Origin of the sequence: Mesorhizobium sp. WSM3626 (assembly GCF_000513935.1) — a bacterium.
GTDB lineage: Bacteria > Pseudomonadota > Alphaproteobacteria > Rhizobiales > Rhizobiaceae > Mesorhizobium > Mesorhizobium salmacidum.
Genome location: NZ_AZUY01000011.1, coordinates 147242 through 170783, shown reverse-complemented (window position 1 = coordinate 170783; position 23542 = coordinate 147242). Strand labels below are relative to the sequence as shown.

Below are 23542 nucleotides of genomic sequence, written 5' to 3'. Positions count from 1 at the left end.
CCGATCATCCGGCATGCGGACGAAAAGACGCTGTCCGTCATCTCCAACGAGATGAAGGATCTGGCCAGCCGCGCCCGCAGCCGCAAGCTGAAGCCGGAGGAGTATCAGGGTGGCACGACCGCGGTCTCCAATCTCGGCATGTTCGGCATCAAGGACTTCGCCGCGGTGATCAACCCGCCGCATGCGACGATCCTGGCGGTCGGCGCCGGCGAGGAGCGGGCGGTGGTCAAGAACGGCGAGATCAAAATAGCCACGGTGATGTCGGTGACGCTGTCGACCGATCATCGCGCCGTCGACGGAGCCCTGGGTGCCGAACTGCTGGTCGCCTTCAAGAAGCTGATCGAAAATCCGATGGGCATGCTGGTGTAGCACCGATCTCCGGCTTTATCGGATGACCTCCCGCCCAGGCTCCTCCCGGCGGAGCCTTACACAAAGCGCCTGTCGGGCGTCGACGCGCCTCTCGCGCGAGAAGGCGGCCATGATCTCATGTTGATCCAAGCCTTGATGCGCTGTGTCATCCACCAGTCATATGCGCCGTGCAGGGAGGAAGAGACGGGGTGCTGGTCAGGGGCCAGACCGGTCATGCACAGACAGGACAGGAGGTCTCATGAAGACGCTATTCATCAAGCTGTTGGCCAGCCAGCTGGCGCTCGCGGCAACTTTGTTCGCCGGCGTGGCAAATGCCGAAACACTGACGCTCTACACATCCCAGCCGGAAGCGGACGCGGCCAAGACGGTGGATGCCTTCAAGAAGGCGCAGCCCGGCATCGACGTCACCATCTATCGCTCCGGAACCAGCGACATCCTGACCAAGATGGCGGCCGAGTTCGCCGCAGGCAGCCCGCAGCCCGACGTGCTGCTCATCGCCGACGCGGTCTCGATGGAACTGCTGAAGAAGGACGACAGGCTGATGGCCTATCCCGAGGCCAAGCTCGACGGGGTCGACGCGGATGCCTATGATGCCGACAAGACCTATTTCGGCAGCAAGCTGATCACCACCGGCATTGTCTACAACACCGCCGCCGCCGAAAAGCCGCAGCATTGGGCCGATCTCGCCAAGCCGGCCTATGCCGATGGCCTGGTCATGCCAAGCCCGCTCTATTCGGGTGCGGCCGCCTACCTGCTTTCGGGCTTCGCCGGCGATACCAACTATGGCTGGGATTTCTTCCAGAAGCTGAAGACCAACAATACCGTCAGCGTGCGCGGCAATGGCGCGGTACTGAAGTCGGTGGCTTCGGGCGAGAAGCCCTATGGCATCCTCGTCGATTTCATGGCGATGAACGCCAAGAAGAAGGGCTCGCCGGTCGAGTTCGTGTTCCCTAGCGAAGGCGTGCCTGCCGTGACCGAGCCGGTCGCCATCATGAAGACCGCCAAGAACGTCGATGGCGCCAAGAAGTTCGTCGACTTCATTCTGTGCGATGAGGGCCAGAAGCTGGCGCTGTCTATGGGCTACCTGCCGGCACGCGCCTCGGTCGGCCGTCCCGACTGGCTGCCGGAAGGCGTCAAGGTCAAGGTGATGAAGTTCGACACCAAGGCGATCGTCGCCAAGACCGACGCCGACAAGGCGAAATTCCAGGAACTGTTCGGCGGCTGAACCGTCGATCGCGGCGGCATGCCGGCAGCGGCATCCCGCTCGCTTCGCCAGAGCAATTCCAGGAAAAGTGCGAAGCGTTTTCCGTCCGGAATTGCGCCGAAAATGAACCGCACCCGGTCGCATTGACCCCAGGAAACGCAATCATGCCGACACGCATCAGGGAAAGCCGTGGCCAGGAAATGGTCCTGACGGCGGCGGCGGCCGTCGTCATCGTCCTGCTTTCGATGTTGCCCATGCTACGCCTCGTCAAGGAGATCGTGGCGCCCGGCGGCATCTTGTCGACCGCGGCCGTGGAAGCCGGGCTGAGAAGCCCGGCAACCTGGATCGCGACCTGGCACACGCTGGTCGTCGGCATCGGCGGCACGCTTCTGGCGGTGCTTTCGGGAACACTGGTGGCCGTGCTCGTCTCGCTGACCGACATACGCTGCCGAAGCGCCCTGGTGCTCTGCTACGTCATGCCGCTGATGATCGCGCCGCAGGTGACGGCGCTGGCCTGGCTGCAACTGTTCGGCCCGGCGAGCCCGTTCCTCAAGCTTTTCGGGGCGGCTCCCCCGCTCGGCACGAAGAACCCGCTCTATTCGACCTCGGGCATCATCCTGCTGCTTGGCGTACAGTACGGGCCGCTGGTCTTCCTGCTGGTGCGTGCCGGCCTGCGCAAGCTGCCGCGCGAACTGGTCGAGGCCGCACGTGCCGGCGGTGCAAACTGGTTCACCGTACTGGCCACCATCGTCCTGCCCTTGATGACGCCCTCCATCATGGCGGCGGCAGCACTTGCCTTCGTCTCCTGCGTCGGCAATTTCGGCATTCCGGCCTTTCTCGGCATTCCCGCCAACTACCTGGTGCTGCCGACGCTCATCTATCAGAAGTTGGCCGGCGGCGGTCCAGCGGTGCTTGGCGAGACCGCGTTCCTGTCCGTGCTGATCGGCATGATCGCCATGGCCGGCATCCTCGCCCAGGAGGTGATGAGCCGCCGCCGCGACTACCGCATCTCTTCGACATCGCTGCCGGCCGAACCTTATGAACTGGGCCGCTGGCGGCCGGTCGTCCAGGCCGGCATGTGGCTGCTCATCGTATTGGTGCTGGTCCTGCCGCTGTTCGGGCTGGTGCTGACCTCGCTGGTGCCGGGCTACGGCATTGCGCTCACCGCCAAGACGGCGACGCTCGACAATTACCGTTTCGTGCTGTTCGAGCATGATGCCGCCACTCGCGCCTTCTTCAACAGTTTCTGGCTGTCGATCGCGGCAGCGTTCTTCGCCGTCATCGTTGCCGTGCCGGTTGGCTATCTCATCGCCTGGGGCAAGCAGCGCTGGGTGCGGCTGCTCAATCTCTCGGTCGAACTGCCCTACGCCTTGCCCGGCGTGGTGCTGGCGATCGCTTCCCTGCTGTTGTTCCTGCGGCCAATCCCGCTGACCGGCATCCAGCTGTACAACACTGTCTGGATCATCCTCTATGCCTATCTCGCCCGTTTCCTGGTGCTGGCGCTGCGGCCGACCATCAGCGGCTATCACCAGATCGACCGGGCACTGGAGGAGGCAGCGCAGGTGGCGGGCGCCGGCCTGTTCACGCGCATGCGCACCATCATCTTTCCGCTGGTCGCGCCGGCTGCGGTCGCCGGTGGCCTTTTGATTTTCATGACGGCGCTTAGTGAACTCACGGTCTCGGCATTGCTGTGGTCCTCGGGTTCGGAGACCATCGGCGTGGTGATGTTTTCCTTCGAGCAGGGCGGCGATTCCAACTACGCGGCGACGATGTCAGTCGTCACGGTCGCCGTCACCTTCGCGCTGATGCTGGTGACCAACCTACTTGCCCCTCATCTTCCGAACGGAGTTCTGCCATGGCGCGACTGACCCTGGACCATGTGACCAAGAGCTTCGCCGATTTCGATGCCGTGAAGGATGTCTCGATCGATGTCGCTGACGGCGAGTTTCTGGCGGTGCTCGGACCTTCCGGCTGCGGCAAGACGACGTTGCTGCGGCTGATCGCCGGTTTCGAGAAAGTGACCTCGGGCGAAATCCGCATCGGCGGCGACGTCGTTTCGAACAGCGGCGGCAGCGTCGGGCCGGAAAGGCGGCGCGTCGGCATCGTCTTCCAGAATTACGCACTGTGGCCGCACATGAGTGTCGCCGAGAATATCGGCTATTCGCTGAAGGTGGCCAAGCTCGACAAGGCGGTTGCGCGTCAAAAAGTGGAAGACGCGCTTGCCTTGGTCAATCTGCAGGGCCTGGGTGAGCGCAGGCCCGCCAATCTTTCCGGCGGCCAGCGGCAGCGCGTGGCATTGGCGCGATGCCTGGTGGCGGCACCCTCGCTGGTGCTGTTCGACGAGCCGCTCGCCAACCTCGACGTGCATCTCAGGGCCTCGATGGAGGACGAGTTCGCCGCCTTCCACGAGCGCACGGGCACGACCATCGTCTACATCACCCATGACCAGACCGAGGCGATGGCGCTGGCCGACCGCATCGCGGTGATGGATCGTGGACGCCTGGTGCAGCTTGCGAGGCCGCGCGACCTCTATCATGAGCCGGCAAATGAAATGGTCGCCTCCTTCATTTCGCAAGGCATCCTGCTGACGGCGGACGTGCTGACGGGCGAGGAAAGCGGCCATTGCAAGGTCCGGGTTCTCGGAAGCGAGCTGGTGGTCCGCTGCCGGCCTGGCGAGCGGCCGCGCGCCGGCGCCAAAATCTGCTGCCGCTCCGCCGACATCGAGATTTCGGCCGATGCCTCGGGCTTTGACGGTCTCGTCAAGCGGGCGGTTTACCAAGGTGGCGCGGCGCGTATCGAATTCTCGCCCAAGGCCGGTCCCGACCTCATCTTGCATTTCGAGCAGCCCGATCCGGTTGTGCTGGAGAACGGGGCGCAGGCGCGCCTGCGCATAAAATCCGGCTGGCTGATCCCGGCGGCAGGAACAGCCTTTTGATGATGCTGGACCTGCTTGGCGGTTTCGGCGAAAAGGGCCGCACCAGCCTCGCCGCGAGCCGCGGCAATGATCGCATCCTGCTCGATGTCGTGCCGACGCCTCGCTAACACGGATCTGCTCGTGGTGATCCAGATCACCAACCTGTCAGCGGCCAAATTGCGCCAATCCAATGCTTATGCTTGAAGCCGCCGCTATTTCATTCCACATCGGTCAGGATGAAGGGCGAGACAGGAGAGCGGCGTCGGAATTTGCTGTGGGGTATCCCCGCATCGCTGATCCTGCATGCGCTTGTCGCGGGGCTCCTGATCTATGGCCTGCCCACGCCTCGCCAACAGCCGCAGGAGGAGGAACCGGTCAATGTCGCGCTCGTGCCCCCGCCCGAGCAGCCAAAACCGAAACCGGCCCCTAAGCCACCGGAACCGAAGGTTGAAAAACCGCCTGAGCAGAAAGTTGAAAAGCCGGCTCCGCAGCCGCAGAAGCCTCCGCCAATCGAGGTGCTGAAGCCTGTTTTTCAGTTCGGCGACAAGGATGCGGGCCCCCGGAAATCCCTGGATGGGACCAGCGCTCAAGACAGTCCGTCGTCGCCGACCAAGGATGCGAAACCGCCGGTCGTGCAGAAGCCTGCTGAGACCCAATCCGGCGTGCCGGCAGGCACCGAGAAGCCGGCGGATTCAGCTGAGGCCGGCGAAAAGCCGGTAGCCCACGCGAAGGACACCGAGCCCGCGCAGGACAAGCAGGCAACTCTGACCCAGGACGCAGATAAGCAGCAGGCCGCCAAACAACAGGCGGGATCGCAGGATGCCGCCAAGCAGACAGGCGCGGCACCAACGCCGCTGGCCACCGACGGGGACGGTGAGGTCGAGCTTCCAATGTCGGCTGCGAAGCCGGAGCCTAAACCGACAAATACACCGAAGCCCAGCTCCTCAAAGGTTGCGAAGTCCCGAAGTGGGGGCGCCGGAAGCCCAGGTTCCACTGATGTAGCCAGCGCCGCATCGCGCAGGTATTCAGGCCTTCCGGGCGTTCGCAGGCTTTACTCGCAGGGCGCTACGGGTGACGCGCTGGCCACGACCTCGATGGGTGGCGTGCCTCGCGGTCAGCGTGGTGCCAAACTTTGCGCCAGCGCGTTGCAGCAGCAATTGCTGGACGCCTCCTATTTTCCCATTTTGATCCCAAGTGTTCCGCTGAAGGCCGGCAATGTTCTTGACGCCCCTGACGTTGCTTTCCGTACCTCAACCACATGGTACCATCTGGGCTTCCGCTGCGAGGTCGACAGCGACGCGACCAGGGTCTTGTCCTTCGACTTCCGCGTCGGAGCTGTGATTCCGCCTGGCGAATGGGCGCGCCTTGGACTACCCGCTCGCTAGGCCGGCACGCCGAGCCCCGACAATTGCCGGCTAACTTCATGCCAGTCGGCGCAGATGAAATCAGCACCGGCGGCCGTCAGCCGTGCGCCATGTTCCGCATAAGTATGTCCGCCACCGATATAGCCGATCGCGGTCATGCCGGCGGCGACCGCGGCCTGGATGCCGAAAGGTGAATCCTCGATGACGATGCAGTCCGCCGGGTTGGCACCCATCTTCGCAGCGGCGAACAGGAAGATGTCCGGCGCCGGCTTGCCGTTCTTGACCATCGAGGAGCTGTAGATCGCATCGCCGAAGAACCGCGCCAGTCCGGTGATGGCCAGGCTGTGGTTGATGCGCTCGACGGAGGACGACGAGGCAACGCAACTGCCGCCCTCGAGCGTTTCCAGGAATGCGGTGATTCCCGGTGTCGGCTTCAATTCCTGCGAAAACAGGGCTTTAGTCTCGGCCCAGATATCGCCATCGGCCGTCGCGGGAAACTGATGGCCGGTCAATTCCTTGATCCTGACGATGATGTCGGCCTGCTTCATGCCGACGCACTGGGCGATGATACCGCCGTGAACGCCCGGCATGCCATGCTTATCGTAGACACGTTCATAGGCCTTGGCGGCCAGTGGCTCGCTGTCGACGAGAACGCCGTCGCAATCGAAAATGATCAGTCTTGACGGCGCCACGCGTTTCTCCCGGCCTCTGTCAGATTTGGCACATCGCTATCGACAAAAAGTCAAATGTTCAATGGCGGGCACTCACGGCCTCGTGAATAGGGGCAATAGAGGCCAATTCAAAGCTGGCGCAAGGCGTCGCTGGCGCGGGAGGACCCCAACGCTCGTTGCATGGCCTGCCGCGACTGCGCACGGTCGGGCGTGATCCAGTTCGGTTCCGCACCCAGGAAGCGGTCGAGGAAAGCCACGGCATAAGCCGGCATTTCGGTGACGTTTTCGCGATAGGACCACCAGGTGCGCAGGTCGTCGGCGCATTTGTCGATGCTAGGCGCTGAACCGAACTCCTGCTCGTAGATGGCCGAAATCACCGAGACGCAGTAGTTGGTGTAGAGAAAGCCTTCCGGCCAGAAGCGGATGATGTCCAGCGTGCCGGCATTCTGATCCGTTTCGATGAGCTGGGTAAGGCCGGAGATCTCCCTGGCCGGCGCCTGCTTGATCAGTTCGCGCAGCACGAGGCCGGCGGCAAAGACGATGAAATCGGCGCGGTCGATCGCGGCGAAGCGCTTCTGCGCTTCCATCACCTCGATCCAGTCGAGAAAAGCCCGGGTCAGCTTCGCCTCGTCGATTTCGAAGCGTACGCCGAATGTGTCCGAAACCACCTTGGCGCTGCCGCGGAAGGTGGCGCGGAACCAGCGCAACTGCCGAAGCCGGTGGCGCAGATCGGGCATGAGGGCAAGTTCATCCCTGAAGGGCAGTTCCATTTCCTGTATCCCGTTTCCCCACAGGCTAGCACAGTCGTGCCCCCGCCGAAATCGCGCGGCGGCCCTGTGGATGACCGTGGTTGAGGCTAATATCATACATATTGACATTCGCGGAAACAAATGTTCTCACTTTGCTGTTGTCGCGTGCCGGTCCAAGGTGCGCCTCGACTGAGGCTTCGGGAGGAGAACCGAATGGCGATTTGGCAGTGGGGACTGCTCCTGCTGGTTATTGTGTGGGCGTTGCAGTCGCTCGGCGTCTGGCTGCAGATGCGGCACTATTCGGATGTCTTTCGGGGCGTCACCGATCAGTACAAGGATGGCTTCGTCGGAGCTGGCAATTTTCGGGGCCGATTTGCCAAGGGAACAATCGCGCTGGTCGTGGTTACGCCCGACCTGATCGTGCGCCGCATGATGGTGATGAGCGGCCGTTCCGTGTTCACCAAATTCAAGCGACATGAAGAATTCGAGGGTGTCCCCCTCGATCGACTCCGGTCCAACCCTGCGATCATGGGGGAGGGGGAACCCGGTGTGGCCGAGGCCGTGAAGCGGGCGATCGAACAGATCGACAAAGCACGGTCGGAGCCGGGGAAGAAGCCGGGCCTGGCCGGCTTGAATGTAGCAAGGGCCTAGAGTCGGATGATTTCCAGGTCAAACCTGAAATCTGAATCCGCCTCTGGATCAAAGGGATAGAGGAGGCCGTGCGCCGACTGGGATCAACCGGCGGGCCGGCATAAGGAGGAGAAATGTCTGTATTTTCGTTGTTGGCGCAGCATGCCGACATGGCCGTGCATAACCTGCATATCGCGGGTGCCATGGTTTCGGACGCTGCATTGCATGGCAGGCTCGCCGTCGAGCATGCTTCCGATCATCTCGTGATCCTTGCGCAGGCGCAGACCGACGGGGCGCCGGTTACCGCCGAGCAGCTGAAGGAACAGCTGAAAAATGTGCAGCAGGAGGAGCAGCTTGGCTGGCTCACTGCCATCGGCAAGTACTTCATCGGCATCTTCCAGAAGGGCGGCGAGGTTTTCGCCGGCTTTGTCACCGGCATCATCCCGACACTTGTCGTGCTGATGACAGCCTTCTACGCCGTCACCGAACTGGTAGGCGAAGAGCGTGTCCACGGCCTGGCGCGTGGTGCTGGCCGCATCGCGCTGACCCGCTATACCGTGCTGCCGCTGCTGGCGGTGTTTTTCCTCACCAACCCGATGGCCTACACCTTCGGGTCGTTTCTGGAAGAGAAGCACAAGCCCGCCTTCTACGACGCGGCCGTGTCCTACGTGCATCCGCCGCTCGGCCTTTTCCCGCACATCAACCCTGGCGAATATTTCGTCTGGGGAGGCATGCTCGTTGCCTTGCTCGATCTCGAGAAGCGGGGCGTTGTCGTCGCCGGTTACCACGTCAAGGTGGCGATCTGGTACGCGATCGTTGGTCTCGTCGTCATCCTGCTCAAGGGCATGCTGACCGAGCGCATCACAGCCATCATGGCACGCCGCCAGGGCGTTGAGCTGTAAGGGCGGGGAGGACATCATGGCCAAGACATACAAAGCCGTAAAAGTATCCCGGGGTTCCACCGGCTGGGGCGGCCCGCTCGTCATCGAGCCGACCGCGCAGCGCGACAAGGTCGTCTCCGTCACCGGTGGCGGGATCCATCCCGTGGCCCAGCTCATCGCCGACATGACCGGCGCCACAGCCGTAGACGGTTTCAAGGCGCCGCCGGTGGAAGGCGAGATGGCGGTTGTCGTCGTCGATTGCGGTGGCACCGCGCGATGCGGCGTCTATCCGCGCAAGCGTATCCCGACCGTCAACCTGACGCCGGTCGGCCAGGCTGGGCCGCTCGCCCAGTTCATCACTGAGGATATCTACGTTTCGGGCGTGAAACCGGCCAATGTCACAATGGCGGACGGTTCCGAGGCGGTCACAACTGCGGGGGGAGCAGCGTCGATGAGTTCTACCAACAACACTGCGACGCCGACGGCGCTGCCCAGCGAAGGTGGCTTGATCGGGTTCATCAGCACGATCGGCCGCGTCATGGGTCGTGTCGTCGGCATTTTCTTCAATGCCGGCCGCCGGACCATCGACCAGGTCGTCCGCAACGTGCTGCCGTTCATGGCCTTCGTGACCATGCTTATCGGCCTGATCCTGTACACCGGCATCGGCGACGTGCTGGCGCAGCCGATGGGACCGCTGGCCAACAACATCGTCGGCCTGCTGGTCATCTCGGCCATCTGCGGCCTGCCGTTCCTGTCGCCCATCCTGGGGCCAGGCGCGGTCATCGCGCAGGTCATCGGCGTCGCCATCATCGGCCCGCAGATCGCCAACGGCACGATTTCGCCGGCAATGGCGCTGCCGGCGCTGTTTGCCTACAACACCCAAGTCGGCTGCGACTTCGTTCCTGTCGGCCTTGCACTGGGTGAAGCCAAGCCGAAAACCATCGAAATCGGCGTGCCGGCGGTGCTCATCAGCCGCCAGATCATGGGGCCGGTCTCGGTGCTGATCGCCTGGATCGTCTCCCTGATCGTGTTCTAAACACCAGAAATAACGAGGTTCGCCATATGTCGGTTCTTCTCAAGACACGGGTCACGGCAATAGGACCCGAAGTGGCGGACCTCGCCGAGGGCGGCGTGGTCATCCTGTTCGCGGATGGCTCGCCACCGGAGCTTGCCGAGGTTTCCGTGCTCCACAAGACCGAGATCGGACCCAGCGACGGCGGGCCTGAAAAGGGCGCGTCGATCACCCTTGGCCCGGTTTCGGCCGTTATAACCGCCGTCGGCTCCAGCGCCTGGAGCAAGGTCCTCGAGATGGGCCACGTCGTCATCTCGTTCAACGGCGCCACCGAGGCCGAAAGGCCGGGCGAGATCTGCGCATCGCAGGTCGATACACAAGCGCTCGTGGCCGCCCTGAAAACAGACGCGATCATCACCATCGCCGCCTGAAAGCATTCGCGCCCCAGCCGGTCTGGCTTTGGCGCTGGAGCAATTCCAGGAAAGTGGAAACGGTTTTTCCGTCCGGAATTGCGTTAAAACAAAGAAGTAGAGCAGTTCGCCGTGAGACGGCGATCTGCTAGGAAACAGCAGAGTATTTGCCATGGAACGCTCGACCATCGTCAGAGTGCATGAAGGTTTGCACGCCCGTCCCGCCACGCGCTTCGTCAAGCTCGCCAAGGCTTTCGAATCCGACGTCGAACTGGTCAAGGACGGCAAGGCGGTCAGCGCCAAGAGCTCGGTCAAGCTGATGCTGCTGGCGGTCAAGGAAAACCAGGAAGTCACCGTGCGGGCGAACGGCGCCGATGCCATCGAGGCGATCGAGGCGCTGATCGGCTATCTCGAGAACCCCAAAGCGGGTCTCGACGACGACGAAGCCCACGCCCCGGCGAATGACGCAGGCAAGGAAGCGGCGCCCGCGTTCCAATCCGCGCCGGCGGTATCAGCCGAAGCAAGCAGTGGTTTGCGCGGTGTCGCCGCAAGCGAAGGCGTCGCCATCGGGCCGGCCTTCGCGCATTTCCCGCCTGATATCGCTGGACAGGGACGGATGCTGCGGGCCGATGAGATCGCTGGCGAGATCGACAGGTTCCGCGCCGCCGTTGCCGCCGTCCAGACGCGCATGGATCGGGCGCTGGCGCAGGATAGTCTGTCGGCCGGTGACCGGGGCATCGTCGCGGCGCTCAGGGATATCGCCGCCGACGACAGCCTGACCGGCGAGGCCGAGAAGGCGATCAATGGCGGCAATGACGCGGTCTCGGCCACGATCACCGCCGCTTCCACCATCGCCGCCGATTTCAGCGCCGTCGACGATCACTATCTCAATGCACGGGCGGACGATGTCCATGCGGTCGGACGGCAGATCTGCCTGGTGCTGCTNGGGCAAGACGACGTCAGCCTCGAAAATATTCCGCAGGGTGCCATCCTGATCGCCGACGACATCGGCGCCTGGGACCTGGCGCGTGCGCCGCTGAAACGCATCGGCGGCGTGGTGTGCGGCCATGGCGGCGCCACTTCGCACATCGCCATCATCGCTCGCTCGCATGGCATCCCGGCGGTACTGGGCCTTGGCGACCGGATCAATGCCTTGCGCACGGCGCAAGAAGTAGCGCTCGACGGCAATACCGGCCAGGTTATCATCGATCCCGATGCGGCGACACGCGCCGATTTCGCCGGCCGTGTCGAAGCGGCGGCGACGGAACGTGCCGGCCTGGCCGCCTTCAAGACGGTGACGCCGAAGCTGGCGGACGGCAAGGTGATCGAAGTCGCGGCCAATATAGGCTCGCTCGAGGAGATCGAGGCGGCGCAGGAAGCCGGCGCCATGGGTGTCGGCCTGTTCCGCACCGAACTCCTGTTCATGCGCCATATGCACCTGCCGTCGGAAGACATGCAGGCCGAGACCTATGCGGCGCTGGCCAAGGCCTTCGCGCCTTATCCGGTCATCGTGCGCACGCTCGACATCGGCGGCGACAAGCCGATTGCCGGCATCGAGTTTCCCGAGGAGGAAAATCCGTTCCTCGGCTGGCGCGGCATCCGCATGTGCCTCGACCGGCCCGATATCTTCAAGCGCCAACTCAGGGCGCTGCTAAGGGCCGCCGTACACGGCAACATCAAGGTGATGCTGCCGATGGTTTCCGATCTTGGCGAGGTGCGGCAGACGCGCGTTCTTGTCGACGAATGCGCCATCGAACTCAAGGCCGAAGGCGTGCCGCACGCTACGTTCGATCTCGGCGTGATGATCGAAACCCCGGCCGCCGTGCTGATCGCCCCGGCACTGGCCAAGGAGGTGGCTTTCTTCTCGATAGGCACCAACGACCTGACCCAGTACATCATGGCCGCCGACCGGCTCAACCCGACCGTTGCGAAGCTCAACGACGTCACCAATCCAGCCGTCATGTCTGCGATCGAACTGACGGCCAGGGCCGGCGTCGCCGCCGGTATCATGGTGGGCATGTGCGGCGAGGCGGCGGGTCGGCCGGATCTCATTCCCGCCTTCCTGGAGATGGGTCTCACCGAACTGTCGATGAGCCCGGCCTCGATTCAGCGCGCCAAGAAGACGATCATGGCGATGGCGGCCGGGGAGTAGCCCTGCGGCCGCTCTGTTTTCTGAACCGCGCCAGGAGGCCTTATGGCAAATGCGCAAGCAAGGTGGCGAAGACAGGTGTCAATTCATCGGCCGGGCTCGTTTTGGCGCAGGCCTGGATGATGCGGTCGCGGCGGATATCGGCGGCCAGGATCGCGATTTCCAGCACGTCGGGCTCCGGCGCGTCGTTGCGGCCGTTTGTCGCCAGCCCGCAGGCCAGGACGACCGGCGCCAGGCAGCTTATGTCGAGCGCCCTATCACCCATTGCCGTCGCTTCCGGGGCGGTGTCATCAAAACGGATCGGGCGCTGGCCGAGGCACTCGATCAGCAACGCCGAACACGTCGCCGCGATCGCCTGCAGTCCAGCACCAGGCGCGGCCAGCGCAGCCAACAGATCGCCATGGCGCCTGCGCATGGCCGCGTGGACGGCGGCGAACCCGGCTTCATGAATACGGGCATGGTCGATCTTCAGCCCGGCAAGCACCGCCTTGGTCAGATAATACATGTCGCGCCGGAACAGGCGCTCGGCGCTCAATTGCTGGTCTTCGTCCCCTACCGGGAAATAGGTGCCGAGGCCTTTTACGGTCGTTCCGTCGACCCTTATCGGACGTTCATGCGGGACGAAGGATTCGGCGATCGACAGCGCTTCGTCGACGGCACTCGCGGCATGGCTGAGCAGGCCTTCGATGCCTTTGCCTGGAAACGGCGGCAGATGGCTGGTCGCTTCGTGCAGCAGGCTGGCCTCGCTGGCGCCGTCATGGCGGCTCTGGCGGATGATGTCACGGACTTCCCGCAGCCGGTCCTTGAGGTTGACGCGGACATCTTCGGAGATTTGTCGGAGCATCGCGGTTCGCCTCGAATGTGCCGTGCGGGGCCACCTACAATGGCCCGCCCACCGACTCTACATTGTTCCTATCGATTGGTAGATCAATAGGCGATACTAGACCAGCACGCAGAATCGGCGACGGCGCGCGCGTCCGCCGCCGCGGGGGAGGGATCATTTGGCCAGGGGACGACAAACCGACGAAAGGCGGGCCGACGAAAGGCGGGCCGATGAAAGGCGGGCCGATGAAAGGCGGGCAGGAGCCGAAGCGACCGAGCAGGTCGTCAGCGAGAGCCGGACGGACCGCCTCAGGATCCGCGCCGCCTGGATGTATTTCGTCGAGCAGATGACGCAGAACGAGATCGCCGACGTGCTTGGGGTCGGCCGTGTCACCATCGTGCGCATGCTGGCGGAGGCGCGGTCGCGCAACGAGGTCAAGATCACCATCGAGAGCGAGCTTCTGGAGATCGTGCGGCTGGAACGCGCGCTCGAAAAGACCTTCGGTCTGCAGCAGGCGCTGGTGGCGCCGCTGACAGCGGCCAATGCCGACCCGATCCCGGCAATCGCCGCCAAGACCGGCATGTTCCTGTCCGACGCGATGAAGTCCGGGATGCAGGTCGGCGTCGGCTGGGGCAATACGCTGTTCCACACCTTGCCGTTCATCAGCGCCAAATCGCTGACCGATTTCAAGGTGATTTCGCTGCTTGGCGGCGTCGGCATCGCACGCCGGACCAACCCGGCCGAGTTCGCCTGGCGCTTCGCCCAAATCTTCCAGGGCGACGGCTATCTGATGCCGACGCCGGCCGTCGTCGACAGCGTCGAGACCAAGATCGCGCTGGTCGAACGTTGCGGTCTGCAGGAGGTTTTTGAAATGGCCGACGCGCTCGATGCCGTTCTGCTGAGTGTTGGCGGCATCGCTTCAGCCACCACCTTCTCGCGCGGCGGCTTCCTCAGGGAAGCGGACCGGGAGGCGCTGCTGGCGCGCGGCGCCGTCGGCGACCTCCTGTTCCATTTCTACGACCGCAATGGCGATCTGGTCGACCATCCCGTCAACAACCATGTGATGTCGGTGAACGTCGACCGGCTGCGCAAGGCGCCGATCCGCATTCTGACCTCCGGCGGCGCGGAAAAGACCGATGCGCTGCTCGGCGCCATGAACCTGATTGCGCCGACAATCTTGATCACCGACGAGGAAAGCGCAAGGCGGATGCTGGAAGCGGTCAGCGAAAGCTGAACGAACTCGTGGTGTAATCCGGCCAGGCCTTGTGTTCGTCGAAAACAGCGGCAAGGTCAGGCGTGCCGGCCAGTATTCCACCCAGCACCAGCGCCGTTGCGATTCCGACACCATTGCCGCCTGCAACATCGTGTTCGACACTGTCGCCGACGCAGATCACGCTGCCGTGCTCTGGTTCGCCGGCCAGTGCGAGTGCCGCCTCGAAGATCGCCGGATAGGGCTTGCCGATGCGGGTGACCTTGCCGCCCAGGGTTTCGTAGAGATCGGCGATCTCGCCGGCGCCGAAGCGAGGTCCGCCCGCCGTCAGCATGATTTTGTCGGGATTGGTGCAGAAGCACGGTACTTGCCGCGCCGCCGCCGGGGCGAGCAGCCGGCGATAATGGTCGAGGTCGTGGCGGTCCCCCTCGCTGGCCGAAATCAGCACCAGTTCGGCGTCTTCGCCAGCCTCCGCCAGCCCGAAGGGCAGGCCTTCGATCGCGCTGCGGTCGCCGTCGCGGCTGATCAGCAGGCACCTCGTGCCGGCCCGCAAGGCTCCGGTTGCCGCCATCTCGTGGAAACGTCGCCACGCCACCTCGCCGGAGGACACGAAATGGTCCCAACTGCCGGCCTCGAAGCCAAGCTTCAGCAGGCGTGCCTCGTTGGGCCGGGCGCGCTTGCCGGAATTGGAGATCAGCACCACGGTCTTGCCGGCGCGCTTCAGCGTGGACAGTGCCGCCACCGCGCCGGGATAGGGAGCCTGCCCGTCATGCAGCACGCCAAACTGGTCGAGCAGGAAGACCTGATAGCGTTCCGCCAGCGGCCCGATGCCGTCGAGACGTTCGAGCTTTTTCGTATTCATAGAAGCCCTGCCTCGCTTGCGCCTTTCAGCGCCAGCCGTGCCGTACCCGCGGCGGCCTCGTCCGACAATGCCGGCAGGAACGCGACGCCGAGCTTGCGCTGCCGGATCGCGCTCCACACCGGGTTAGCGGCGCCGCCACCGACGCTGCGAATGGAGGTCAGGGCCGGCGCGCCAAGTTCGGCCAGCCTGCTGTAACCAAGCGCCTCAATCGCCGCCATGCCCTCGAACATCGCCTTGAGGTAATCGGCATCGTCAGCGGGCCGTNGGGTGAGACGCGGCGGCAAGGCCGGATCGGCCACGGGAAACCGTTCGCCAGCCGTACCAAGCGGATAGTAGTCGAGGCCGGTCTCGGTCGTGGGGTCGATGATCGCGCTGAGTTCGATGATCCGCGCGAGCGGAAAATGCTGCGCCAGCACCTTGCCGCCGGAATTCGAGGCGCCGCCCGCCAGCCAAACATCGCCGAGCCGATGGCTGTAGATGCCGAAGCGCGGCGCCGAGATCGGCCGGTCGGACAGGATCTTGATGGTTAGCGAGGAGCCCAAAGCGGTGACGCCGTCGCCGGCCGCGGTGGCGCCCGTCGCCAGGAACGAGGCACAGCCGTCAGTGGTGCCGGCAACCACGACCACATCGCGAGGCAGGCCGAAAAGCTCCGCGGCGGCCGCGGTGAGCGTGCCGGTGACATCGCCCGGTTCGATGACATCAGGCAGCAGGTCCATGCGCATGCCGGTGGTCGCGATCCAGTCCGGCCAGCGGCGGGCCTCGACATCATAGCCGGTCTTGAGCGCATTGTTCTCGTCGCTGACGCCGAAGCGTCCGGACAGGTTGCCGGCGATCCAGTCGGCCTGGTGCAGCACGGCCGCTATGCCGGGCTGAGGCTGGAACCGCAAGGCTTTGGCGAGGCCGGAAGTCGCCCCGTGGGCGGCGCTCGCCGCCGGCGCCTCACGGGCGACCATGGCCAGGATGTCGGCGTCATCGATCTTGTCGTTGTACATCAGCGGCTCGGCCAGCGGCCGCCCATCGATGTCGACCGGCAGCAGCGTGCCCGACGTGCCGTCGACGGCGACGGCCCGGATCGCGGCGCGGTCAATGCCCGAAAGCAGATCCGCCAGCGCCGCCTGGACCGCTTGCCACCAAGTCCGGGGATCACGGGGGTTCTGGCCAAATCTGTCGAGTGGCACGGCGGATTGGCCGGCGATGGAAAAATCCTGACGCATGGCGACGGCGCGGGCGCCGGAGGTGCCGATGTCGATGCCGACGACAAGTGGCGTCATGTCGTCCGTCCCCTGTTAGGCCGTGCTGGCGGCGTTTAGCTTCTGGCGATACTGCTCGGCGTCCCAGTTGACCAGCTCGTCGTTCTCGGCGGCGGTGAGATAGTTCAGCCGCGCCTCGCCATCGACGCGCGCGGTCACGTCGGCGAGGCAACGCTGCATGGCATCGGCACCGGCGCTGGCGTCGCCGCGCATCAGCACGCCGGCGCGGGGAAACAGGATTGCCACGGGTGCCGCGCCGAGCCGCGCGATGACGCCGGCCACGTCCTCGCCCGGCTTCGCAACGACCGAGCCCTGGCCGAGGAAGATGACATGGTCCGGATAGAGGCTGCCGGCCTCGGCCATATCCAGGCTTTCCGCATCGAGCGCGACCGCGTGCGCTTCGACATCCGCCGGCAATCGGTAGTTGCCGGCCAGCGCCGTCAAAGCGGCGATATCAGGTGCTGCGGTCGTGCGCGGCTGCCGCGCCAGCAGCGACCGGACGCGGTGCAGCAAGGCTTCCGCCGCGGCGACGGTTTCGGCGGCGACCACCAGCCCGTGATTGCCAAGGATGAGCACGTCGACCCCCGGCCGCAATTTCTCGGCAATGCCGCGGGCGAGCGGTAGGCCTGGCCGGAAATAGGGCACCCAGGCCCATTCGATGCCGCCCAGCCGCCTGGCGACCTCGGCCTCGCCATCGGCTTGGACGGCAAGCGAAATCGTGTCGACGCAGTGGACATGCAGAACCACGCGTTGCGGCATCAAGGCATGCACCGTGGTCTCGATCGACGGGCGCAGGCCACGCGGATTGAGGTCATCGATGGCGAAGGCCTGTGGTTTGTCGGCGGCTGGATCACGCTGTTCGACGGCCTTGAGCAGCGGTGCCATCGCCACCGGCACCATGATGTCGTCGCTGAGCGCATCCTTCAGCCAGGTTCCCGAGGCCTTGATCCACAGCGTGTCGCCGGCCTTGAGCGAGGTGTTGCCGCCCGCCGCCTGCGTCATATGCGGGTTCAGTCCGATGCTGGCCGAAAGCGCCCGCAAGGCGGCAAGTTCCTGTGCATCAGCTTGGGTTGCCATGGCCCTTTTCTCCAGCGCTCGCACAAAATCCCGTCGTCGGGATCGGTGTTGGCGATGGTATCGCAGATGTGAGTGATCTGCGTCAATGCTGATCTACTATCGTCAAATCAGCTTGCAATCCGACTAATGTTGAGTAAGTTGCACCAATTGACACGGAAAATGGCGTCAGGGAGGAAAAGGTTGAGCGACCTCGGCCGCCAACGTCAGATCGTCGAACTGCTGCGGGACCGCCCGTTCGCCTCCGTGCGCGAGTTGCAGGAGCGGCTCGGTGTCTCGGCGGCGACGGTCAGGCGCGATATCGACCGAATCGATGAGGCCGGTGAAGCCCGCAAGGTCTATGGCGGTATCTCGGCACTCGACGGCGCTTCGCATGCGGACGTGGCCTTTGCCCGACCCTATGACGAGAACCGTGACCTTGCCGTCGAGGCCAAGCGGCAGATCGCGGCGGTCGCCGCGACCATGGTGCGCGATGGCGATGCCGTCATCGTCCATGGCGGCTCGACCTGCTTTCATCTCGGCGTCAAGCTCGCCGACCGCAGCATCCGGCTCTACACCAACTCGATGCCGCTCGCGGCCTATCTCAGCGATCATGGCCATTGCAGCCTAACGGTTGCCGGCGGCGACCTGCACCGCGAACCAGGCATCATCCATTCGCTGACCCAGGCAACGCCTTTCTATGCCTCGAAATTCTTTCTCGGCACGCAAGGCCTCAACCAGGAAGGGCTGCTGGAATCGCATCCGCTGCTGGTGCGCTCCATCGTCGACCTCAGCCTCTGCGCCGATCAGATCGTGGTGCTGGCCGACAGCCGCAAACTGTCGATCCACGCCCGCAATGTCGCGCTGCCCCTGTCGCGCATCGGCACGCTGGTCACCGATGACGGGCTCTCCGATGCCGATGCACGCATGCTGGAGGATGCCGGCGTCATGGTACGCATTGCTTCAACCTCGGGAGCCCTCGCGTGAACGTGGCGGTGCTCGACTTCGGCAAGACCAATTCGAAGCTGTTCGTCTTCGGCCAGGACGGACGCATCCTCGACGAGCGCCGCACACAGCCGAAATGGACGCGACAAGGCGGTTTCAGCGTACTCGACGAGGCCGGCCTCCATGGCTGGGCGTTCGGTGCCGTCACCGACGTGGTCGAAAGCCACGGTGTGGAAGGAGTAATGGTGTCGGGCCATGGCTGCACCTTCGCCCTTGTCGACGACAAGGCGCTGACCCATCCGATCCTCGACTACGAGCAGGAGCCGCCGGCCGAAATCGCGGCGCGGATCGACCGCCGTATTCCGGATTTCGCCGAGACGTTCTCTCCCCGCCTGCCGCTCGGCTTCAACTATGGCCGTCACATGCTGTGGCTGCAGGAAGTCGATCCCGACACGTTCGCGGCGGCGAAATGGTTCCTCGGCTATCCCCAGTACTGGAGCTGGCGCCTCGGCGGCCTGCCGGTCTGCGAAGTGTCCTATCTCGGTTGCCATTCGCATTTGTGGGCGCCGCGCGAACGCGACTTTTCCTCGCTGGTCGACGCCGAGGGTTGGCGCGGCCAGATGCCGGCTTTCGAACGCGCCGGCGCGGTCATCGGCGAGCAGCGCTTCGGCAGTGCCGGGCGCCCGATCGCCATCCACAACGGCGTCCACGACTCCAATGCGGCGCTGTACGCCTATCGACGGCAAGGGCTTGGACCGCTGACCGTCGTGTCGACCGGCACCTGGGTCGTCGTGCTCAATCCCGACTGTCCGCTCGAAGCGCTCGACCGCGACCGCGACATGCTGGTCAATGTCGATGTCGACGGCGGCCCGGTGCCGACCATACGCTTCATGGGCGGGCGCGAATTCGCCGTCATCAGCGGCGGCTGGCAAGGCGCCATCCCGCATGGCCCGATACAGCAGGCGATCGATGCCGGCATCATGGCGCTGCCGAGCTTCGCGCCGGGCGGGCCGATGCCGGATCACCCTGGCCGGCTGGTCGGACGCATGCCCGATGCCGGTGAACGCGCGGCGGTGGCGCTGCTTTACGTGGCGCTGATGATCGATCTCTGCCTCGACCTCATCCATTCCGACAACACTGTCATCGTCGATGGCGGGTTGAACACCGGCGGCCTGCTCGCCGGGCTGCTGGCGCAGCTGCGTCCCGGTCAGGCCTTCCTGCAAGGTGCCTCGCTGGAAGGCAGCGCCACGGGCGCCGCAGCGCTCGCCTTCGAGAGCGTGGGCCGAGACTTCGCCGCCGAGCCGCCGGAGCCGGTGCAGGCGACACAATTCGGCGGCCTCGCCGGCTATCGCGACACCTGGCGCGATCGCGTTGCCGGGCATGATAGCGCCGCCAAGACGGCAGGGGGTGCGCGATGAGCGCGGCAGTCCGCACGCCAGCGGCGCGCCAGCCGGTGCTGGAGATGCGCCACATCTCCAAGACCTTCGGCGCGATACGCGCCCTGCAGGACGTCTCGCTCAGCGTCCACGCAGGCGAACTGCACGCGCTGATGGGCGAGAACGGCGCCGGCAAGTCGACGCTGATGAAGGTGCTGTCCGGCGCCTATCGGCCGGATCCCGGCGGTGAGATACTGATCGATGGCGCGCCCGCCGCGACCGGCGATCCGATCAAGGCGCGCGCCGCCGGCATCGCGGTGATCTACCAGGAACTGTCACTGGCGCCGAACCTGACGGTGGCGCAGAACATTTTCCTCGGCAACGAGCCGCGCCGGTTCGGCGTCGTCGACCGCGACCAGTGCAACCGGCGCGCCGCCGAGATCGTCGGCCGGCTCGGTGTCTCCTTCTCGGCGCGTGCCCTGGTTTCCAGCCTGTCGCTCGGCGAGCGCCAGCTGGTCGAGATCGCCCGGGCGCTGTCGACCAATGCGCGCATCATCGTCATGGACGAGCCGACCACGTCGCTGACCTCGCGCGAGACCGACCGCCTGTTCGAGGTGATCGCGACGCTGAAAGCGCAAGGCATCGCCATCATCTACATCAGCCACCGCATGGAAGAGGTCTACCAACTCGCCGACCGCGTCAGCGTGCTGCGCGACAGCGGCTATGTCGGTACGCTCGATCGCGCCGACCTCAACGCGTCGCGCCTGGTCTCGATGATGGTCGGCCGCGATCTCTCCGCCTTCTACAAGAAGGATCATCGTCCGCCGGACGAGAAACGCGCCGTCGCGCTCTCGGTGCGCGGCATGTCCGACGGGCGTCTGCTGAAGAACTGTTCGTTCGACCTCCATCACGGCGAGGTGCTGGCACTGGCAGGCCTCGTCGGCTCGGGCCGCACCGAGCTTGCCAGGCTGATCTTCGGCGCCGACAAGCGCAGCGCCGGCACGATGCAACTCGACGGCAAGCCCGTGACCGTCGGTTCGCCGCGCGAGGCGCTCGACGCCGGCATCGCCTATCTCACCGAGGACCGCAAGGAACTCGGCCTGTTCCTCGACATGTCGATTTCGGACAACATCAGCATGGGCGTGCTGGCCGGGGATGCGCGAGCCGGCGGCTTTCGCGATTTCACCGCCGCCGACAGGAGAGCGGCAAAGGCTATTGCCGACCTGTCCATCCGCACCGGCTCGGCACAGGCCAATGCCGGCTCGCTGTCGGGCGGCAACCAGCAGAAGGTGCTGCTCGCGCGCCTGCTGGAGACCGAGCCGAAGGTCGTCATCCTCGACGAGCCGACCCGCGGCGTCGATGTCGGCGCCAAGTCGGAAATCTACCGGCTGATCGACAATCTCGCCAACAAGGGCATCGCTATCCTGATGATCTCCAGCGAATTGCCCGAGGTGATCGGCGTCGCCGACCGCGTGCTGGTGATGCGCGATGGCGCGATCGCTGGCGAGGTGACGGCATCCGAAGGCGAGCCGCTTCGCCAGGAAGCGATCATGGAACTTGCGACGGGAGCGTCTCAGCGATGACAGACAGGACGACCGGGACGAAGAGCGTGGATCAGGTGGCGGTCAGGAGCCGGCGGCTGCGCACCGCGCTTGCGGCGCTTGGCATGCTACCGGTGCTGGTGCTGCTGGCCGCCGGCTTCCAGTTCATCAATCCGCGCTTTCTGACCGGCACCAACCTGCTCATCGTCACCCAACAATCGTCGATCAACATCGTGCTTGCCGCCGGCATGACCTTCGTCATCCTGACCGGCGGCATCGACCTGTCGGTCGGCTCCATTCTCGCCGCCTCGGCGATGGTGGCGGTGCTGGTGTCGCTGGTGCCGGACTGGGGCCTGCTCGGCGTGCCGGCGGCCATCCTGGTCGGTCTCGGTTTCGGGCTCATCAACGGGCTGCTGGTCGCCTATATCAGGCTGCCGCCGTTCATCGTCACGTTGGGTTCGCTGACCGCCGTGCGCGGCGTTGCCCGCCTGCTCGGGCAGGACACGACGGTGTTCAACTCCGACCTGCCGTTCGACTTCATCGGCAACGGGTCGGTGCTCGGCATCCCCTGGCTGGTCATCATCGCGCTGTCGGTGGTGGTGCTGTCCTGGCTGGTGCTGAAACGCACCGTGCTCGGCACCTGGATCTATGCCGTCGGCGGCAATGCCGAGGCAGCCAGACTGACCGGTATCAAGGTGCCGCTGGTGCTGCTCTTCGTCTACGGCGTTTCCGGCCTGCTCGCCGGTCTCGGCGGGGCGATGTCGGCGGCCCGGCTCTACGCCGCCAACGGCTTACAACTCGGGCAGAGCTATGAACTCGACGCCATCGCCGCCGTCATCCTCGGCGGCACCAGCTTCGTGGGCGGCGTCGGGTCGATCTGGGGCACGCTGATCGGCGGCCTGATCATCGCGGTGCTGTCCAACGGGCTCATCTTGGCCGGTGTCTCTGATATCTGGCAGTACATCATCAAGGGATTGGTCATCATCGTGGCGGTCGCCCTCGACCGCTACCGGCTCCAAGCAGGGGCGAGAACGTGAGTGACCTGGTCGCCGGCATTAAAGACCGGCTTGTGTAACGCACCGTGAGAGGCGCGGGGCATCAGGAGGAAGTAAGCGTAATGAAGACCATCGCCAAACTGCTCTGCGGCGCCGCCCTCGCGGCCGTCGCCATCGCGCCGGCATCGGCCAAGGACCTCAACAAGGTCGGCATCTCGGTCGGCCTGCTCGGCAACCCCTTCTTCGTCGCCACCATCAAGGGCATCGAGGATGCGGCCAGGAAGATCAATCCGAAGGTCGAGGTGACGTCGGTGTCGGCCGACTATGACCTCAACAAGCAGGTCTCGCAGGTCGATTCCTTCATCGCCGCCGGCGTCGACGTGATCATGCTCAACGCGGTCGACGCCAAGGCAATCGCTCCCGCGGTGAAGAAGGCGCAGGCCGCCGGCATCGTCGTCGCCGCCTTCGACGTTTCGGCACCGGGCGCCGACGTCACTGTGATGACCAACAACGTCAAGGCCGGCGAGGAAGCCTGCCAATACCTGGTCGACCACACCGGCGGTAAGGGCGACTACGTCATCCTCAACGGACCGGCGTCTTCGTCGATCCTGGAGCGGGTGAAGGGCTGCAAGAACGTGCTTGCCCAGCATCCCGACATCAAGATCCTGTCCGACGACCAGAATGCCGAAGGCTCGCGTGACGGCGGCCTGAAAGTGTTCCAGTCGCTGCTCACTCGTTTTGACAAGATCGACGCGGTATTCGCCATCAACGATCCGACGGCGATCGGCGCCGAACTCGCCGCCAAGCAGCTCAACCGTTCCGAGTTCGTCTTCACGGCAGTCGATGGCGCACCCGATATCGAGAAGGAACTGGCGTCCGGCAAATCGATGATCAAGGCCTCGGCCTCGCAGGATCCCTATGTGATGGCCGGCCAATCGCTGACCATGGCGGCCGATCTGCTGGCCGGCAAGAAGCCCGCTGAGCCGACGGTGCTACTTGACCCGAAGCTGATCACGGCCGAGAACCTGAAGGATTACAAGGGCTGGACCGCGGCCCGCTAAGCCTCCCAAGACTGGTGCGGCCGGGCGATCCCGGCCGCACCCATTCTCATCCCATCTCAATGCCGGAGACGAT

At 64.6% G+C, this 23542-nt stretch carries 22 protein-coding genes; 16 read left to right on the top strand and 6 right to left on the bottom strand.

Annotated features, from left to right (window positions below; genetic code table 11):
* The 5 genes from M653_RS0111920 to M653_RS0111895 form a co-directional block, all read left to right on the top strand.
* A partial coding sequence (locus tag M653_RS0111920) for a 2-oxo acid dehydrogenase subunit E2 (protein WP_027143565.1) occupies nucleotides 1–369 on the top strand: 369 nt, incomplete at its 5' end.
* Nucleotides 370–607: 238 nt separating this feature from the next.
* Nucleotides 608–1594 (top strand): ABC transporter substrate-binding protein, encoded by a 987-nt coding sequence (locus M653_RS0111915; RefSeq protein WP_027143564.1) that lies wholly within the window; start codon nucleotides 608–610, stop codon nucleotides 1592–1594.
* A gap of 143 nt (nucleotides 1595–1737) precedes the next feature.
* Nucleotides 1738–3441 (top strand): iron ABC transporter permease, encoded by a 1704-nt coding sequence (locus tag M653_RS0111910; RefSeq protein ID WP_027143563.1) that lies wholly within the window; start codon nucleotides 1738–1740, stop codon nucleotides 3439–3441.
* Nucleotides 3429–4508, top strand: coding sequence for an ABC transporter ATP-binding protein (locus M653_RS0111905; RefSeq protein WP_027143562.1), 1080 nt, complete (start codon nucleotides 3429–3431; stop codon nucleotides 4506–4508). Before M653_RS0111910 ends, M653_RS0111905 begins: the two co-directional genes overlap by 13 nt.
* 215 nt (nucleotides 4509–4723) lie before the next feature.
* Entirely contained in the window at nucleotides 4724–5872 is a 1149-nt protein-coding gene (locus M653_RS0111895) for a DUF930 domain-containing protein (RefSeq protein WP_027143561.1), read from the top strand.
* Here M653_RS0111895 and M653_RS0111890 read toward each other — a convergent pair.
* The gene (locus M653_RS0111890) at nucleotides 5869–6543 is read right to left on the bottom strand and encodes an HAD family phosphatase (RefSeq protein ID WP_027143560.1); all 675 of its coding nucleotides are present in this window, start codon (nucleotides 6541–6543) and stop codon (nucleotides 5869–5871) included. The two genes, M653_RS0111895 and M653_RS0111890, sit on opposite strands and share 4 nt — an antisense overlap.
* A 107-nt stretch (nucleotides 6544–6650) precedes the next feature.
* Nucleotides 6651–7292, bottom strand: a complete 642-nt coding sequence (locus tag M653_RS0111885) for a hypothetical protein (RefSeq protein WP_027143559.1) — start codon at nucleotides 7290–7292, stop codon at nucleotides 6651–6653.
* A gap of 192 nt (nucleotides 7293–7484) precedes the next feature.
* Here M653_RS0111885 and M653_RS0111880 point away from each other — a divergent pair, with 192 nt between their 5' ends.
* The 5 genes from M653_RS0111880 to ptsP all read left to right on the top strand — a co-directional run bounded on the left by M653_RS0111880 (nucleotide 7485) and on the right by ptsP (nucleotide 12356).
* A complete protein-coding gene (locus M653_RS0111880; protein ID WP_015315467.1) occupies nucleotides 7485–7922 on the top strand; it encodes a transcriptional regulator GutM in 438 nt (145 codons plus the stop codon).
* Between the two features lie 113 nt (nucleotides 7923–8035).
* Entirely contained in the window at nucleotides 8036–8803 is a 768-nt protein-coding gene (locus M653_RS0111875) for a PTS glucitol/sorbitol transporter subunit IIC (protein WP_027143558.1), read from the top strand.
* A gap of 16 nt (nucleotides 8804–8819) precedes the next feature.
* On the top strand, nucleotides 8820–9818 hold the full coding sequence (locus tag M653_RS0111870; RefSeq protein ID WP_027143557.1) for a PTS glucitol/sorbitol transporter subunit IIB: 999 nt from the start codon (nucleotides 8820–8822) through the stop codon (nucleotides 9816–9818).
* Nucleotides 9819–9844: 26 nt separating this feature from the next.
* Nucleotides 9845–10225, top strand: coding sequence for a PTS glucitol/sorbitol transporter subunit IIA (locus M653_RS0111865; RefSeq protein ID WP_027143556.1), 381 nt, complete (start codon nucleotides 9845–9847; stop codon nucleotides 10223–10225).
* 151 nt (nucleotides 10226–10376) lie between these two features.
* Entirely contained in the window at nucleotides 10377–12356 is a 1980-nt protein-coding gene (gene ptsP / locus M653_RS0111860) for a phosphoenolpyruvate--protein phosphotransferase (RefSeq protein ID WP_027143555.1), read from the top strand.
* Between the two features lie 40 nt (nucleotides 12357–12396).
* Here ptsP and M653_RS0111855 read toward each other — a convergent pair whose 3' ends face one another.
* Nucleotides 12397–13197, bottom strand: a complete 801-nt coding sequence (locus M653_RS0111855; protein ID WP_027143554.1) for a hypothetical protein — start codon at nucleotides 13195–13197, stop codon at nucleotides 12397–12399.
* Nucleotides 13198–13354: 157 nt separating this feature from the next.
* Between M653_RS0111855 and M653_RS0111850 the strand changes: the two genes are divergently transcribed.
* Nucleotides 13355–14410, top strand: coding sequence for a sugar-binding domain-containing protein (locus M653_RS0111850; RefSeq protein ID WP_027143553.1), 1056 nt, complete (start codon nucleotides 13355–13357; stop codon nucleotides 14408–14410).
* On the opposite strand, the gene M653_RS0111845 is transcribed toward M653_RS0111850, so the two are convergent.
* The 3 genes from M653_RS0111845 to M653_RS0111835 form a co-directional block, all read right to left on the bottom strand.
* On the bottom strand, nucleotides 14397–15248 hold the full coding sequence (locus tag M653_RS0111845; protein WP_027143552.1) for a TIGR01459 family HAD-type hydrolase: 852 nt from the start codon (nucleotides 15246–15248) through the stop codon (nucleotides 14397–14399). The genes M653_RS0111850 and M653_RS0111845 overlap by 14 nt on opposite strands.
* Complete coding sequence (locus M653_RS0111840; RefSeq protein WP_027143551.1) at nucleotides 15245–16519, bottom strand: FGGY-family carbohydrate kinase; 1275 nt, start codon at nucleotides 16517–16519, stop codon at nucleotides 15245–15247. Before M653_RS0111840 ends, M653_RS0111845 begins: the two co-directional genes overlap by 4 nt.
* Before the next feature lie 15 nt (nucleotides 16520–16534).
* Nucleotides 16535–17575, bottom strand: coding sequence for a class II aldolase/adducin family protein (locus M653_RS0111835; protein ID WP_027143550.1), 1041 nt, complete (start codon nucleotides 17573–17575; stop codon nucleotides 16535–16537).
* Between the two features lie 180 nt (nucleotides 17576–17755).
* Between M653_RS0111835 and M653_RS0111830 the strand changes: the two genes are divergently transcribed.
* The 5 genes from M653_RS0111830 (at nucleotide 17756) to M653_RS0111810 (ending at nucleotide 23469) form a co-directional block, all read left to right on the top strand.
* On the top strand, nucleotides 17756–18538 hold the full coding sequence (locus tag M653_RS0111830) for a DeoR/GlpR family DNA-binding transcription regulator (protein ID WP_027143549.1): 783 nt from the start codon (nucleotides 17756–17758) through the stop codon (nucleotides 18536–18538).
* A complete protein-coding gene (locus tag M653_RS0111825; protein WP_027143548.1) occupies nucleotides 18535–19914 on the top strand; it encodes an FGGY-family carbohydrate kinase in 1380 nt (459 codons plus the stop codon). Before M653_RS0111830 ends, M653_RS0111825 begins: the two co-directional genes overlap by 4 nt.
* Nucleotides 19911–21455: a sugar ABC transporter ATP-binding protein gene (locus M653_RS0111820; protein WP_027143547.1), complete on the top strand. Its 1545-nt coding sequence runs from the start codon at nucleotides 19911–19913 to the stop codon at nucleotides 21453–21455. Before M653_RS0111825 ends, M653_RS0111820 begins: the two co-directional genes overlap by 4 nt.
* Nucleotides 21452–22450 (top strand): ribose ABC transporter permease, encoded by a 999-nt coding sequence (locus M653_RS0111815; RefSeq protein ID WP_027143546.1) that lies wholly within the window; start codon nucleotides 21452–21454, stop codon nucleotides 22448–22450. Before M653_RS0111820 ends, M653_RS0111815 begins: the two co-directional genes overlap by 4 nt.
* An 80-nt stretch (nucleotides 22451–22530) precedes the next feature.
* On the top strand, nucleotides 22531–23469 hold the full coding sequence (locus M653_RS0111810) for an ABC transporter substrate-binding protein (RefSeq protein WP_027143545.1): 939 nt from the start codon (nucleotides 22531–22533) through the stop codon (nucleotides 23467–23469).
* Nucleotides 23470–23542 lie beyond the last annotated feature (73 nt).